Here is a 15,890-nt window from a genome sequence, read left to right on the forward strand (position 1 = left end):
TTAAGTTAAGATGGATAAAAAGAGACCAATAATTTTCTATAAAATGGTAACTCAGTAGCAAATTGGGAAAATAAATGTTTACTGAGAAAATATCCAAGAACTTTTAAACTAAGCTGGAACTCCTCTAGCTTATAATTAATTTGGCAATTATGATATACGTCATATAACATTTTCGGTAAGGGAAGTAGATTGTGTGCATAATTTTTCCCTATCTTCTCAGATACGGCTTTACCAGTTTTTGGGGAGATAAATTTTAGATCTTTATTTGTTTTACTTACAGTGCACCTTGTTAAATCTAAAGCAAAACCAAGTTGTGATAAAAGCTCTAGTTCAAATTTAAGGTAATATTTTTGCCAATCATCATTTTCCATGGCATCAATAAGCAAAATTAAATCATCATATAAAGCTGCCTGTTTTTCCCCTTCAGGCAGTACCTTTTCTAAAATAGAAGAAGCCGAAGAAACAGCAATGGCCTTAACTTTATCTGTAATGAGGTAATACATATTCGATTTCATTAGTTCACATTGAAAGTAGCCCAAATTATCTAAAGACCTTGCTCTCCATTGAACGGCAAATAAATTACCTACCCCGAATTTATAACTGCTGCTTTTTGATGTCCTAATGAACCCCCGACGTTTACCGTTATTTTTTGTAAACAAAGAAAGAATCAATCCACTATCACCATACTTCTTAGCTGCAATTAAAACGCCTTCATCTTCCCATTGCATTACTGATGTTACCTAGTTCTCCAATATCTTTGGATATATCAATTTATTGGATATAATTAGTGTTCCACTCTGTCAATAATTAAGAATATAAGATAGCTACAACTAAACGCAGCTTCTATGATTACCACTTGTTTGCTCAACATTCGTATTATTTAAATGACTAGATACTCTCTCAGCAACAAGTTCTTTAGTCAATGATATGCAATCTCCGCGAACTAGAATGTCTTTAATACTCCAATCTATCTTCTTTTGCTTATCTGATATGTCATCGATCAGCGATAACATAAATGCGTTTGGTGAATTTCTATTAATAGACTGGCTTACAGAAACACCATTTGAACAACTAAAATTGATAAAGTCAAAAGGAAAGCTATCCTTAATTTCAATTGGATTATTTTTCGTTTTCATCCACATACTATCTGCAGCTTTCCATGCTAACCAGTTTTTCGTACTCTTAGGAGGTAGATTTACATTTTCCGGCTTTTGCAGCAGAATTACAATTTGATTATCACCAAAAACTTCCTTAGGAGACTTTGATTGGTTATTTTTAAGGTACGAAGGCATGTATATATTGGAAGAGTCAAGATTCAATTCAAATAAATTAACGCACTTTGCATCACCTGCATCATGTATAAACTGAATAAGTTTAGTATGCTCATTATAATATAAGGAAGCTAAACTATGCTTAGCATTAGTAATTTTCGAATTTTCTGAAATTTTACCACCAAAGGCCAAAGCAAGTGTATCATTACTATAGCTACTTAGGCTTATCGTTTTTTCAAAATCATTGATACTATAATATCGATCGTTCTCTATTATTATGTTCTGATCTGCTATATTTTTATCTTGAGAACTTGAAGATACATAACCTTCATCCTCTTCTATTTTAACTGTATTTTCATTTTCAAGATCTTTATCATAGCCTGGAGCATCAAAAAACTCATCTTCGTCAATTTTGTTTTCAGCTCCAAGCTTATCTGCAACACCATAATTTACCTGAGGTTCCTCACTTGCAAGAGATAAGCTATCAGGTTGCTCTTCTAATTTAGTTTTAAGTTCATCTGCAGCATCATTGTTTATTTGAGATTTCTCACCTGCAGGAGATGAGCCATCAGATTGCTCTTTTAATTGGTTATGCTGTTGATCATCTTCCACTTCTGTAGTAATATTTTTATTATTACTATTTTGCTTTTGAAAAAAAGATTTAATCTTTGCAATTAACGATAAATAAGAACTCTTTATCTTTGAAAGCATGTTTATAATTGGGTTATCTCTTTTTGTATTATTCTTCATAAATATTTTTCCTCTACTTTTTAAATAGTAGTTGATTGGCTTAATATTGTCAAGATTTTAAGTATCTTAATAACTTTTTTATTAAATTTAACTTTAATTTATTATTGAAGTTGTCTATTTTTATTATTTAGATAAAATGTAAATAATTTATCACTAAAGTTGCTGTGAACAGAATTGTGCAAGGAAAGAAGGGAATTATAACTGGAATTATAAACGAAAGATCGCTAGCGTTTGGCATCGCAAAGGAACTTGCAAAGCAAGGTGCAGAGTTGATAATAACTTATCCATCAGATAATGTGAAAGAGAAGGTATCTAAATTAATAGAAGAACATGACATAAATTGCCAATTAATTTTGCACTATGATGCTAAAGATGAAAAATCAATGGATAATATGTTTGCGGAAGTGAAAAAAAAATGGGAAAGCATCGATTTTCTTGTGCATGCTGTCGCCTTTTCTGATAAAAACGAACTAAATGGACCGTATATTAATACCTCCTTGGAAAATTTTCTCTCGGCAATGCATATTTCATGTTACTCATTTACAGCTCTAGCACGAGAAGCAGCAAAAATTATAAATCAAGAAGGAAGTTTGCTAACTCTGTCATACTACGGAGCCGAAAAAGTAATGCCAAATTACAATGTTATGGGCTTATGTAAAGCTGCACTTGAGGCAAGCGTGCGCTATTTGGCATGTGATTTAGGTCCAAAAAATATTAGAGTTAACGCCATCTCGGCTGGCCCTATAAGAACACTTGCTTCTTCTGGAATAAAAGATTTTCACTATATTCAAAACTATAGCAGCAAAAGCTCACCTCTAAGGCGGAACGTGACAATAGAAGAGATAGGCAAAGCAGCTTTATTTTTACTGTCAAATCTCAGCAGTGGCATTACCGGAGAGATCTTACATGTAGATTCAGGCTATAATGTTGTAGGAATGAAACCTATTGATGTTAATATTGATTAAACTTGTTTCAAATTTGTATCTCCTACTCATAGTTTAAAAGCTTTTCCTTCATCGATACCTGAAGATACACTAACACTTTTTTCTAAACATGTAGGATAAGTTATACTTCCTGCTAAATGACAAATCGCATCTCCAATATCTTGATTAAATCTAGCTTCTTTTGCTAAGCAGCATAATGCTTGAACGACACTACTAATATCTACTTTATGCTCAGAAACACTAGTTTTTATTTGTTCTAAACTACTTTTTACTCTATTAAGATCGTTGGAGTTTATTGCACTATAAATATCCTTAAAATGCTGCTTAAATTCTTTAAAGCCAGGACTGTCTTTTATAGGTAGAAGGTAGTATGGTTCAATATCTAAACTTGAATTACAATCATTTTTTAATCTTGTACAGTACTTCTTAATAGCTTCTATAGCTTCTTCTAAGTGTACGCGATCAGGCCCACTCTCCTTCTTTAATGCCAATTCTAGATGTATAACATTAATAAATTCAATGGAAATATCGTACCTCTCTGAGTTTGATACAGCTTCTAATAAGTATGGTAATACACCCAATAAAGCCAATGATATAAAATCTTCACGCAAAGATTTTTTAATGTTATGTACAATGCGGTGAGAGCCAAAGTAATTATTATACAAAAAATTACTTGGAACATATTTCATAAAAAAATCTATTATATCATGCAAATCACTTTTTAGACATAGATCTCGAAGTACAGATTCACTAAATATTAATTTGTACACTTGATTATCGATTGGTTTTAACTTCTCATGAGAAATTAATTCTCTCACTTTATTATAATCATTGTCATTAATAGCTTTTCTTAATTGATTATTCAATTCGTTATTTGGTAGCTCATCAATACTCTGACATTCAGTAGAAAGCATCTTTCCTCTATATATTATAAATTACTATATTAATATATAATATTATTATATTAAAATGTCAATATTTATTCTTCTATTGCTTCATAACTGAACATATCTGCACAATCAAAAACATGTTATTTTAGGTTTTTTATATATATTACTTTGTCCCCAATTTAGATATTGAGTTATGCTATCTACTTGGTCGTCATACTGAACTTTTGGAAACATAAAAAGCTCATATTCAAAATCACTAAGCCAAGCAGCACTATGGGGAAGAAAAACACGACCTGATGTTTTTTTATCTATTAAACTAACATAAATTGAGCACTTCACTAGTACCTGAAAATACACTAACACTTTTTTCTAAACATGTAGGATAAGTTATACTTCCTGCTAAATGACAAATAGCGTCTCCAATATCTTGATTAAATCTAGCTTCTTTTGCTAAGCAGCATAATGCTTGAACAACACTATTAATATCTACCTCATACTTAAAAATATTTGTTTCCAGTTGTTTCAAGCTATTTTTTACTTTATCAAGATTGTTGGAGTTTATTGCACTATAGATATCTTTAAAATACTGCTTAAATTCTTTAAAGCCAGGACTGTCTTTTATAGGTAAGAGATAGTGTGGTTCAATATCATAATCTCCATTAGTATTTATCGTACAATAATTTTTAATAGCCTCTTCTACGCTGTCTTTAAAATCTACTTCTACATCAAAAACATAAGTCTTTGATATGAAAAGACCATCTTTTGATGAATGTGAAATTACCTCAAGAAAATTTGATATGAGCTCTGGCGCGTATGTAAATATGTTACCAATAATTCCTTCCCTGTATACAGCAGAACCCACCTCTGTTTCTTCGGTTTGGTAAGTTAAAAGATTATATGGAGCATTTTTTACAGCAGCAATACATACATCTTTTAATTCATTATCTGCTAATATCTCAGAAAACAGAGAGTGTTCGCTTAACATGAGATCATAAATGTCACTATCAATAATTCCATGCTTGATACCATCAAGTATTAAGTTTTTTACTATCTTAAAATGTTCTTCCGAGTTTTGAGCACAATGACTATTAAAAGCATATTCCCTCTCATAATCACCATCTCTGATTACTTTTAGCTCGTGCTTTAATTTATATTTTTGTAGTTCTAGATATTCATTTTGAGATATGGTTACGTAATTTTTTTTCAATTTTTGTGATTTTAAATATTTACCTCTTATCGAGCGTGCATAATTTTTGTTTCTAGGTATGATAAAACCATTATCGATAATATACTAATATTAGTATAATAATTTTTCTAAGAAATCAAAAACACACAATTTTTGGAATGTTATGCGTAGAGCTGCAAACCCAATTTAGATATTGAGTCATACTATCCACTTGGTCATCATACCGAACTTTTGGAAACATAAAGAGCTCATATTCAAAATCACTAAGCCAAACAGCGCTATGGGGAAGAAAAACACGACCAGCTTCTATGAGTGGAACAGTTTGATGGAAACGAGTAATTTTATTTGCAGACGGTGTTATCTTAATAATAGGTAAAATACTGCAGGCTTTAAGCTCTTGTATTAACTGCTGACCGCTAGCCTTAGCTTCAATTAAAATTGCATGAGGCTGCCATCGCTTAGCTAAAAATAGCACTTGCTGTTTTAAGCTTGGATATTCTAATTTTGCTCTGTATGAATCAAGCAGATAGAACATATTATCTACTTTAACCCAGGTAGTGCATGCACTGAAATTTTTATCCTGCGAATTTGCAGTATCCCAACTTTGAGTAACGTAAGATAAGTCACTTGGATAATCCCGGTAACGTTTTATCCATTCTTGTTTGATTTGACATTCAGATAATGGGTGTTGTTGATACTGTGCCGCAAAGGCATACGTACCAAGCTCTACTTTGATCTGCTCAACATCTTTTTTTTCTACGGGAAGAAGCAACTCTCCTTTTTCCCTAACATATAAAACATCCCTCATTTGTGAGTAAATAGTTTGTTTTTCCTCAGCAATCATTGGCAAGCATAAATGATGCCAGCCTGGTTTTTCAAGTAAAATGCCCAGTTAAATCATCAGGATGGAGTCTGTGCATCACTACAACTATAACTCCCGTTTTTCTATCATTTAGCCGAGTGGCAAAAGTCTGATCAAACCATGCATTAGCACGGCTTCTCATCCTCTCACTTGTAGCTTGCATTGGAGTTAAGGGGTCATCGACTATTAAAAAATCACCCCCTTCTCCAGTTAAAGTACCCCCAACTGAAGTGGCGAATCTAAACCCCATCTTGGTTGTTTGAAATTTATATTGAGTGTCTTGTGCGAGTTTGGTTTCTGGAAATAACTCGCTATACCAATCAGATTGCAATATGCACCTGGTATCAAGCGAGTGTTTTAAGCTGAGAATTTGTGAATAACTAGCAACGATTATTCTAGCTGTGGGCTGTAGTCCTAAAATCCACGCAGGCCAAGCAACGCTAATACAAATTGACTTCATTGATCTTGGCGGCATGTTGACAATAATGCGCGTTACTTTACCACTAAAGGCAGCTTGTAATACATCAGCAATGATTTTAATATGCCAGGCATTATAATATTTATACCCTGGCGATACCGTATCAAAGCACAGTTCAATAAAATTGATCAATAATTTGGTATTTTGCACCTACTTAGATTTTTCATAAAACATGAGAAAAAGAATTAAAAGATAAAAGGGAATTGAAAAAAGATGTTATAAAATAGATTTTAGAATAAGATTAGATATATTGTGTTGATTTTTTAATCGACCTATTGTTGATTTAGTGCCAATCTGGAGAAAAAGCACGTGTACAACATCAGAGAGAGGAGCGTTTTTAGCCCTTTTCACGGATTCCCACCATGAGAGGACTACCAATTGATAATTGGAAGCGCTATAGTCGTATGTTTTAAAGCATACGACCACAAAGGTATCAATCTTGTTTTAAGAAAAAATCTTAAAATAGCTAAAACTATTCAGTAGGTCGCCAAAGATCCTATTCAGTATATTCAGATCTTTTTTTCCTATACATCTGCCACTTTAAAGGCCGCCTCTACAGCCTCAATCTCTCCAGATTGGCATTCTCTTTATATCATATACATTCACAACCATGGAAGCAGAAAATTTCAAATATTTTTTAATTTTCCATATTTTAGAAATAAGTTTATTTTCTACCTGCTATGCTTTTGCGTTAAACTTTTCACTTGAGGATCAGTTACTTGTGATGATTGAAGTTGATCACGTTGAGCAAGTAGTATACCAGTAAATTTTTGAATTAGAGATTCTTCTGATGGACGAAGCGCACGAAAAGAATACCATGTTCCAAAAGGATGCTGCATTCTTTTAACAATATCCATATCTAATATTTTATTACGAATATTTCCTTCATTTAGCCCTAAAAGAAATTCTTTATATTCTTCCAAGCACCTCTCTTTCATTGATTCAATACTCTCTTCACTAATCGAAGAATTCTCAAAAAAAATTCTAGCAAATCTCATTGCCACTAATGCGTCTGAATTAAAATTTTCTACAATTTTATCGCTTAATTTAGATACAATTAATAACTCTATTTGTAGTAGCGAATGCGCAAACTTTGTTTTATGTTCTTCAAACGCTTCTATTTTTTTAATTGCCTCTTCAGGATCTTCATGTATATCAAACATATAATAATTATGCATTACAACCTCCATGTATATTTAAGAAAATGTTATCCATAATTGGTATACTTGGTCAATAGTAAATTTTAAACTCGTTAAAATTGACAATATCTTACTAACCTTTACACTTTAAAGCGGTTTACAAGAAAAAAATGAAGCATCACGAGTATCACTTATTAAACCCAAGCCCATGGCCACTGAGCATATCTGGTTCAATACTAATATTTATGCTAGGTTTAACCACAACTTTGCATAAGTGGCAATTCGGTGGAGCTACTTTAATAGTAGGGCTAATGCTTTTAGCAACAGTTTTATACTTTTGGTGGAAAGATGTAATTAAAGAAGGAATAGTGGATAAAGCCCATACTGATCCTGTAAGGAGGGGTTTTAAAATAGGTATGGCAGTTCTAATTATATCAGAAATAATGTTTTTTGTGGCATTTTTTTGGTCATTCTTTAGAGCATGGTTAGATCCAGTATACGTTTTTGCCGATCTGTCACCTATAAAAAGGCTAGCCTGGCCGCCGGAAGGAATAGTAACTCCTGATCCATGGTCAATACCATTTATGAATACTCTAATTCTTTTACTTTCGGGTACAACTATCAATGCTTCTCATCACTACCTGTTAAAAAATGAGCAAAAAAGCATGATAAAAATGTTGGGTATTACCATTTTGCTCGGAATGTTGTTTGTTGCTGTGCAGGGGATAGAATATTATGAAGCAAAGTTTTCATTAAAAGAAGCAGGGGAACATTTGATATACTCATCCAATTTCTATATGATGACAGGTTTTCACTGTGTGCATGTTATAGTTGGTATTATTTTTTTAATTGTTTGTTGGTTTAGAGCGAAAAAAGCTCATTTTACATCTCAGCACCACGTGTGTTTTGAATTTGCTGCATGGTATTGGCACTTTGTTGATATAGTGTGGATCTTATTATTTGTTTTTTTGTACTGGCTTAGTATATAAAATTTTGAGAAAAATTATAGGAATAGATCCTGGCATAAGGAATACAGGCTGGAGTGTAATAACTTTAGAAGAAAAAAATTATAATATTAAACTGATAGGAAATGGTTCTATTTCAATAGATAGTAGGCTTAACACTAATGATCGATTGTTTAAGCTCTTCTGCAAGTTAAATAAAATAATTCAAGACTTCTCCCCCAATGAAGCTGCAATTGAGGAAATTTTTATAAACAAAAACCCTAAATCTTCAGTTACTTTGTGTTATGCCAGAGGAGTGGCACTCCTTTCATTAACAGTGGCAAAATTAAGTATAACTGAATATAAAGCAAACTTTGTTAAAAAAAGCATTACGGGAAATGGCCATGCCGATAAAACACAGGTAATGTATATGGTTAAACAAATAACACAAAATTCAGATATAAAATGCCATAATAGTTCTGACGCCACAGCAGTTGCAATTTGCCATGCTTATAGTAAGAGCTAGTTTTTTTATAAACTATTTTATGATCTACCAAGTTTTATTTAACCTATAGCAGAAGCTTGCTGAATAGAACCTTCAACCTGTGCTGCTTCAAGTGATGGACTTGCTTTCTCACCTGAAGGTGGTTGTGTATGTACCTGTGCTTGTGTTCTCTTAGGTGAAGAATTTTCCCTTACTGCATTTGCTACCTTACTCGCATCTCCATCAGAAATTTCTATTCCTCCATTGGTAGAAGTGCTTGGCTGGTTTAATAGAGGTTGCGTGTCTTTTGCAGGAGGTGTGCCTTCTTCTTGTCCTTTTTCACCAGTGTAATACTGGCCACTACAACATACTTTATTCCAACAATAGTAAATCATAAAAGGTATAATTATCAATGAAAACCCTACAAGACATGCTACCACTGCAGTAGCTGCAATATGGCCTGCATCAGCATCTTGCCTAGGTCTACTAGTAGTGGTGCTAAGGGTAGCATTGGTGATGGAGGTCTTAGTACTATTACAGCCTATTGTTGGGGTGGTGCCACTGTTTGTAGTGGAATTAATATAGGTAATGGATTCATCAGTTCTACATATAGAGTGAAGGCTATCGGTCGATGATTGTATATATTCTATAAACTTTTTTTTATTAAAACGACAAACACCATTCTCTCCAGCTTTATTGTTATTTTTTAAAAATATACTGTCAAATGTAGATTTAGCTATGGATTTTAAATACACCTTTTCATTATTACGATATTCTAGCTTCTCAGTTTCTTGATAATCAGTAGCGTTTTTAATATCCCAACTATTACTAGCTAATTTTAAACTACCAATCTTAATGCAAGCTGCATCGTTTCCACAGTCTTGCTTATGAGTTGAAAGCTCGAGGATCTTACGCCTTCCGTTATTATCACTATTTGCCTCAGCAATAATAAAGCCACCAATAGTTGCAAATTCATGTTCTTGTCCTGAGCTTATTTTTATTAGACTTAACTCATTCTCAAACCCCTCTAAAGCTTCCGTAAAAGTAGAATTAGCAAATCTAAGATATTCTTCTCTAGAAAATTTTGGCATTTGATCAGGCATTAAACCACTTCCTGGGCTCACAGTGCCAATTTCCTTTAGTGCATCAGTGATGTTTTGAGTTTTACTTTTTATTGAGCTAAGCCATTTAGCTACTCTTTCCGCGTCCTGAGCACTATTCTTGTGTTCTAGAGAACGTTTTGTTGATATGTCATTTCCTGGCATATAGTACACCTCAATCAATCTATTAAAAATCGCATTACTAGAAATTAGTCTATAACTTCTACTTATACTAGAAAATAGTAATAATAAAACAACTATCGATTGTCAACTTTAAATTGAAAAATTTGTTAGAAATTCTAGTAAAAAGAACTATTCTTCGATTGTGCAGGCGTAATTTGGAGCTTCTTGAGTGACAATTACATCGTGAGTATGGCTTTCCCTAAGCCCTGCTGACGTTATAATGGCAAATTCGCAATTTTCTTTCATTCTTCTTATATTTTCATTTCCGGTATAACCCATGGCAGATTTGAGTCCACCAATTAGTTGATGGATAATGCCTGCTACCTGTCCTTTAAGCGGCACCCTACCTTCTATTCCTTCTGGCACAAGCTTCTCTTGCAGATTTTGAAAATAACGATCTGCCGATCCTTTTTCCATAGCACTAATTGAACCCATACCACGATATGCCTTGTATGCTCTTCCTTTATATATTATGATTTCACCTGGACTTTCCTCAGTGCCAGCAAATATAGAGCCTATCATAACAGCATCTGCACCAGCAGCTATGGCTTTTGCTATATCTCCGGAATATTTTACTCCTCCATCAGCAATGACTCTGACACCCTTATCCCTACAACTTTTTGCTACATTCATAATGGCCGAAAACTGTGGTATACCAACTCCAGTCACAATTCGTGTTGTACATATTGAACCAGGCCCTATACCGACCTTAACTGCATCAACCCCTGCGTCAATTAGTGCTTGCGCTGCTTCTGCTGTTGCTATATTCCCACCTATAATTTGCGCCTCTGGATACTTTTCTCTAATATCCTTTATAGTATCTATAACTTTTGCGGAGTGTCCATGAGCTGTATCAACAATAAGTACATCAACTTCTTCATCAATCAATGCTTCACATCTTTCTATATCTTGGGCGCCAACAGCTGCTGCAACTCTTAAGCGACCATTTTCATCTTTACAAGAATTAGGATATTTATCATATTTTTCTATATCTTTAACTGTAATTAAGCCTATACACCTAAAATCATCATCAACAACTAAAAGTTTTTCTATCTTATATTGATTTAAAAGCTTCATAGCCTCGCTGCGCTTTATCCCTCTTTGCACTGTGACTAACTTGTCTTTTTTCGTCATCACTTCGTAGACTTTTCGCTCTTTGTCTTCGATGAATCTCACATCTCTATTTGTTAAAATACCAATCAACTCATTACTGATACCAGTAACAACTGGCATGCCAGAATAATTGTATTTACTCATTATCGATAAAGCTTTAGATATAGTTATATCTGGAGATATAGTAATGGGGTTATATACTATCCAACTTTCATATTTTTTGACTTTTTTTACTTCAGCTATTTGTTTTTCTATAGATAAATTTTTATGAATACATCCAATTCCTCCATGTTGAGCAATTGCTATTGCAAGCTTAGCTTCGGTTACCGTATCCATTGCAGCTGAAACAAGAGGAATATTCAGCTTTATATTGTCTGTTAAATAGGTTGTAACATCTGCCGACACAGGTAGAACACAAGACTCAGCCGGTACAAGTAAAACATCATCGAATGCGTAATAGACTTCCATTTTTATTTTTTAGCTTTGCCTTAATGCTATCACTTCTAATAGGCACTGCAACAATATTTTTTCTGATCACATTTAACGAGTACGTTCCAGTGCTTTTTGCAATAGAGCCGAAGTGGATGAATCTTCTAATTCAGAATTAACAGACTGCCCACTTTTAGGTTGCTTACAAATTTGATTAATTATTTGATGTATAATCTCATGACATGAGTTTTGGAAATCATTGTATACCTGACAATAAGTAACTACACATTTTGTTAATTGTGGATCACTTGTTTGTCTTTCCCTACAAATTGGAGCATCTATTTTATTATAAAGACACAACTCTTCCATCACTTTATAATCGTATGTATCATCATTTACATGCAATCTCAATCCTTCTAAAAAAGCTTGTACTATTTCTTTAATAATTTCTTCTGAACCACAAAAAGTATTGAGTAAATTTGAACAGCTTTCTATAACACAATTAACTCTGTTCATATTATCAATAATACTCCAAACTAGCTTCTCCTCAAGAGCACGACAAGGTTTTGACTTTCTTTTTAACTGTTTCTTTACTTTTGATTGTTCATTTTCTATTATATCAATGCACTCATGAACTACACTGTTAAAAGCATCATCGGAAATTGGTGGCTTTGCTGGAACGTTTATCTTATCTTTAAAGCAATCTATAAGCTTATCATATAATGATAAACTAGCATCAATAGCAGTTATAATATAGTTGTAATTTTCAATAAGAGACTCAATAAAATCTTTTTTTGCAACAGGATCAAGCCCTAAATCAAGGTTGTTAATCACTTTAACGTAGATGAAGTACCAGTTATTACTTATTAACAGCTTCATTGCTTGCTTATTCATGCCTCCATGAAATATTCCACATAATATGTCAGTAGCACAATTTCTAAAAATAACTAAACGATTAGCATCGCGAACGAACTGTTTTGCTAATTCTTTGCTTCGCTCATAGTGTTCTTGATTACTTAGATTTATTGATTGCAAATAGAGATTAGATAAAGTCTTAATATAGGAAAGAAATAAGCCCTGACCTATTAATAGCTCTATTGTTTCTGTGCCCAAGCATGGAATTTCTTGGCATTCATACATTCTATTTTTATATTTAATTAGTTCTTTACCACCTGTGTATATTTTCTTACCTTCTCCTACGTTTACCAGCGCCCTATTCTCCATCCAATTCCCATCAACAAATATCTGCTCCTTGTATACTCTTTTGCTACTAATTAATTGCATAAACATGTTGGCAAGAACATGAAGATCTGTTTTACAAGTATTATTAGCAACTAATGAGTGTAAATTTTCTTCAACTGCTTTTCTATCTGCAGCAGAACTTGAAAGGAACTCAGCATCATTTATGCACTGCTGCGCACTATATTTATACACTCCTTTAGGCAATTTTTTTATAGAACCCAGCACTGTGAAGTGATCACATGATTCAATCTGATAAAACGTATATCCATAACGTTTTTCTATGTTTATAAGTTCAAAATATTTTGCTCTTGAAACTGCATATGAAGAATCAAACTCTAATTTGTTATAGTTTAATATTGTGGGCAACAAACCTTTTAATGAGATAAAACCATCGTAATCTTTCATTTGATATAACTCCTCACTTTTCATCTGTATCAAAAAGATTCTCAATAAAGAACTATCGTCATATAGCTCAGTATGTGGAAAAGAATAATCTTCACCCTGCTGCATATGAATGCAAAGTTGCTCAAGCATTTGTTTTTTAAATTCATTTTCTGTGTGTAATCGTGTAAAATTACTCAGTTTACTTCCAATCCTTACAATTAATACTGCACCACCTGCAATTCCATTATAACCCTTTTCAAACTTAAGTTGAGCAGAGATCAAGCTAAAAAACTGACTGTCTGATAACTTTTCTACAAGAGCATTTACTACATTTCTGCTGATTTCTGTTCCGGCTTTATATTGTAATATGATGTTCTTTAATGGTATAGATGGTATAGAATACTCTGAAGGTTTTACGGTTAAAAGGGTATATAGTTGATCTGACGACATCTTTTTTATTAAGGGTAGCACCATCTCTAAGTTAAATAATGCAGAAATCTGAAAAAGCGTATAGCCATTCTCTTTCCGCTCTTGTAAGAGCTCAAACAATGTTCTTTGGGGCACTTTTTCTATAAGAATTGACAGTATATCGGAATTACCACCATATATTGCTATTAAATGAAAAATACCCCCACACCCATCGATTTCTAATTCTAACAACCTAGATAAGTGTTTCTGTGAAAGTGCTTCAACTAGGTATCTAAATGACTCTTTTTTAGGAGATTCCCCCATTAGCACTTTAAATATTTTAGTTTGATAGTCCCATCCAAAGAATATTAAAATTTTAAAATAAAGGATTTTAATCCTCTTAAGTAAACGAGCTAGCAAATTCCCCCCCCCTCTATAAAATTACTCTGTATTTTGTATATGCTATTTTTAGAATAAAATAAACACTTTTTTAACTAATTTAAGAGAATTGACATTGCTGACCTATATTGTTAACTATAACTTTTATATTAAGACGCTAGATGATAAAACACATAACAGTTACAGGTATGCAGTGGGGTGATGAAGGGAAAGGCAAGATAGTTGACTGGCTCTGCGATAAAGCAGATGTTGCCCTACGTTTTCAAGGGGGAAATAATGCTGGGCACACCATAGTAATTGGCGATACTACTTATAAGCTTAACCTCCTTCCCTCTTCAGTGCTAAGAAGCGATAAATTATCTATTATAGGTAATGGTGTGGTGTTAGATGCTAGTGCACTGATTATGGAAATAGAAAACCTTAAAGGCGTAAATGTAGATCCGCATAATCTACTTATATCTGAGAGATGTCCTTTAATACTAAATTTACATAAACAAAAGGAAGAATTATTTGAAAACTTACGTAAGCAACAAAGAATTGATACAACAAATAAAGGTATAGGGCCGTGTTATGAAGATAAAGTAGGCCGCAGAGCTATTCGTCTGTGCGACTTGCAGGATCATAATACGCTTCAAGGAAAAGTTAGTATTCTACTTCAGTATCACAATGCTTTAAGAAAGGGTGCAGGGCTTCAACCCCTAGCGCAGGAAGAAGTTATGAATGAACTGGAAAATATTTCTCAAAAGATATTGCCATACTCACAAGCAACTTGGCAAATATTAGATAAATTAAAGCCAGATAAAAAAATTATCTTTGAAGGTGCGCAGGGAATATTGTTAGATATCGATCACGGCACATATCCTTTTGTTACCTCTAGCAATACCATTGCTCCTTATGCAGCAGTAGGTTCTGGTATATATTGCAAAGATTTACATGTACTTGGCGTTACAAAAGCCTATACAACAAGAGTAGGAAACGGGCCATTTCCAACGGAACAAAAGAATGAAATAGGGAAGTTATTATTTAATATAGGTAAAGAAGTAGGTACAGTGAGTGGTAGGGAAAGGCGCTGTGGCTGGTTTGATGCAGTTTTGGCCAGGCAAGCTATTTCACTTGCTGGAATATCAAGTATTGCTCTAACTAAACTAGATATTCTTGATGATTTTGATACAATTAAGATTTGCACTGGTTATAAACTTGACAATAAGACTTATGATTATTTGCCTGCACTGTCTTCAGTGCAACAAAGACTAGAACCAGTGTATGAAGAATTGCCAGGGTGGAAGGAAAAAACAAGTGATCAATCGACTTTAACAGGCCTACCAACCAATGCTAGGAAATATATTGAAAGAATAGAGGAACTTCTAGAAAAAAAAATAAGTTTGATTTCAACAAGCCCAAAAAGAGATAATATGATTGTTACTGATAGTAATTTTATCAATTAATACAAAATTTTGAGATAGATCAGGAATTACTAAATTACTAAGTAAAATGCTTATTGAGGATTAAAATATGGAAACAATGAAGTCTCTTTTAGTTCAAATAGATGAACTATTGTTATTTCAGCCAAAAACTAAATACAGTTGAAAAAATCTTAAGTTATTTTACTATATTAACTATTCTCAATATACTAAATAAATTTTATGCTAATAATGAGATATAGAAATAAAAATAATAGACATAA

13 protein-coding genes and 1 pseudogene are annotated in these 15,890 nt (G+C 33.2%); 4 read left to right on the plus strand and 10 right to left on the minus strand.

Annotated elements, in window-relative coordinates; genetic code table 11:
• Positions 1-5 precede the first annotated feature (5 nt).
• Positions 6-728 (minus strand): DNA repair protein RecO, encoded by a 723-nt coding sequence (gene recO, locus AACL09_RS01445; protein ID WP_339048330.1) that lies wholly within the window; start codon positions 726-728, stop codon positions 6-8.
• Between the two features lie 102 nt (positions 729-830).
• The gene (locus tag AACL09_RS01450) at positions 831-2,021 is read right to left on the minus strand and encodes a hypothetical protein (protein WP_339048332.1); all 1,191 of its coding nucleotides are present in this window, start codon (positions 2,019-2,021) and stop codon (positions 831-833) included.
• Between the two features lie 173 nt (positions 2,022-2,194).
• Here AACL09_RS01450 and AACL09_RS01455 point away from each other — a divergent pair, with 173 nt between their 5' ends.
• Entirely contained in the window at positions 2,195-2,986 is a 792-nt protein-coding gene (locus tag AACL09_RS01455) for an enoyl-ACP reductase (RefSeq protein WP_339048956.1), read from the plus strand.
• A gap of 26 nt (positions 2,987-3,012) precedes the next feature.
• Here AACL09_RS01455 and AACL09_RS01460 read toward each other — a convergent pair whose 3' ends face one another.
• The 5 genes and pseudogenes from AACL09_RS01460 to AACL09_RS01480 all read right to left on the minus strand — a co-directional run bounded on the left by AACL09_RS01460 (position 3,013) and on the right by AACL09_RS01480 (position 7,559).
• On the minus strand, positions 3,013-3,879 hold the full coding sequence (locus AACL09_RS01460) for a hypothetical protein (RefSeq protein ID WP_339048334.1): 867 nt from the start codon (positions 3,877-3,879) through the stop codon (positions 3,013-3,015).
• A gap of 105 nt (positions 3,880-3,984) precedes the next feature.
• Complete coding sequence (locus AACL09_RS01465; RefSeq protein WP_339048336.1) at positions 3,985-4,194, minus strand: hypothetical protein; 210 nt, start codon at positions 4,192-4,194, stop codon at positions 3,985-3,987.
• Positions 4,172-5,062: a hypothetical protein gene (locus AACL09_RS01470; protein WP_339048338.1), complete on the minus strand. Its 891-nt coding sequence runs from the start codon at positions 5,060-5,062 to the stop codon at positions 4,172-4,174. Before AACL09_RS01470 ends, AACL09_RS01465 begins: the two co-directional genes overlap by 23 nt.
• A 115-nt stretch (positions 5,063-5,177) precedes the next feature.
• Positions 5,178-6,531 (minus strand): annotated as a pseudogene (gene terL, locus AACL09_RS01475) (phage terminase large subunit).
• 521 nt (positions 6,532-7,052) lie between these two features.
• On the minus strand, positions 7,053-7,559 hold the full coding sequence (locus tag AACL09_RS01480) for a hypothetical protein (RefSeq protein WP_339048340.1): 507 nt from the start codon (positions 7,557-7,559) through the stop codon (positions 7,053-7,055).
• A 131-nt stretch (positions 7,560-7,690) separates the two neighbouring features.
• Here AACL09_RS01480 and AACL09_RS01485 point away from each other — a divergent pair, with 131 nt between their 5' ends.
• A complete protein-coding gene (locus AACL09_RS01485; RefSeq protein ID WP_339048342.1) occupies positions 7,691-8,509 on the plus strand; it encodes a cytochrome c oxidase subunit 3 in 819 nt (272 codons plus the stop codon).
• Between the two features lie 4 nt (positions 8,510-8,513).
• Positions 8,514-8,990: a crossover junction endodeoxyribonuclease RuvC gene (ruvC, locus tag AACL09_RS01490; RefSeq protein WP_339048344.1), complete on the plus strand. Its 477-nt coding sequence runs from the start codon at positions 8,514-8,516 to the stop codon at positions 8,988-8,990.
• 38 nt (positions 8,991-9,028) lie between these two features.
• Here the strand turns inward: ruvC and AACL09_RS01495 are convergent, their stop codons facing one another.
• The 3 genes from AACL09_RS01495 to AACL09_RS01505 form a co-directional block, all read right to left on the minus strand.
• Complete coding sequence (locus AACL09_RS01495; RefSeq protein WP_339048347.1) at positions 9,029-10,213, minus strand: hypothetical protein; 1,185 nt, start codon at positions 10,211-10,213, stop codon at positions 9,029-9,031.
• A gap of 147 nt (positions 10,214-10,360) precedes the next feature.
• Positions 10,361-11,812 carry an IMP dehydrogenase gene (guaB, locus tag AACL09_RS01500; protein WP_339048349.1) on the minus strand — a complete coding sequence of 484 codons (1,452 nt, stop codon included), beginning with the start codon at positions 11,810-11,812 and terminating at the stop codon, positions 10,361-10,363.
• Positions 11,813-11,884: 72 nt separating this feature from the next.
• Complete coding sequence (locus tag AACL09_RS01505; protein WP_339048351.1) at positions 11,885-14,227, minus strand: hypothetical protein; 2,343 nt, start codon at positions 14,225-14,227, stop codon at positions 11,885-11,887.
• A 143-nt stretch (positions 14,228-14,370) separates the two neighbouring features.
• On the opposite strand from AACL09_RS01505, the gene AACL09_RS01510 reads away from it, so the two are divergent.
• Complete coding sequence (locus tag AACL09_RS01510; RefSeq protein WP_339048958.1) at positions 14,371-15,651, plus strand: adenylosuccinate synthase; 1,281 nt, start codon at positions 14,371-14,373, stop codon at positions 15,649-15,651.
• Positions 15,652-15,890 lie beyond the last annotated feature (239 nt).

Source organism: Candidatus Mesenet endosymbiont of Phosphuga atrata, assembly GCF_964020175.1.
In the GTDB taxonomy this organism is placed as follows: Bacteria; Pseudomonadota; Alphaproteobacteria; order Rickettsiales; family Anaplasmataceae; genus Mesenet.

Coding starts and splice junctions, on each gene's coding strand:
- recO (WP_339048330.1), bottom strand. CDS start 728: ATGCAATGGGAAGATGAAGGCGTTTTAATTGCAGCTAAGAAGTATGGT.
- AACL09_RS01450 (WP_339048332.1), bottom strand. CDS start 2,021: ATGAAGAATAATACAAAAAGAGATAACCCAATTATAAACATGCTTTCA.
- AACL09_RS01460 (WP_339048334.1), bottom strand. CDS start 3,879: ATGCTTTCTACTGAATGTCAGAGTATTGATGAGCTACCAAATAACGAA.
- AACL09_RS01480 (WP_339048340.1), bottom strand. CDS start 7,559: ATGCATAATTATTATATGTTTGATATACATGAAGATCCTGAAGAGGCA.
- AACL09_RS01485 (WP_339048342.1), top strand. CDS start 7,691: ATGAAGCATCACGAGTATCACTTATTAAACCCAAGCCCATGGCCACTG.
- AACL09_RS01495 (WP_339048347.1), bottom strand. CDS start 10,213: ATGCCAGGAAATGACATATCAACAAAACGTTCTCTAGAACACAAGAAT.
- guaB (WP_339048349.1), bottom strand. CDS start 11,812: ATGGAAGTCTATTACGCATTCGATGATGTTTTACTTGTACCGGCTGAG.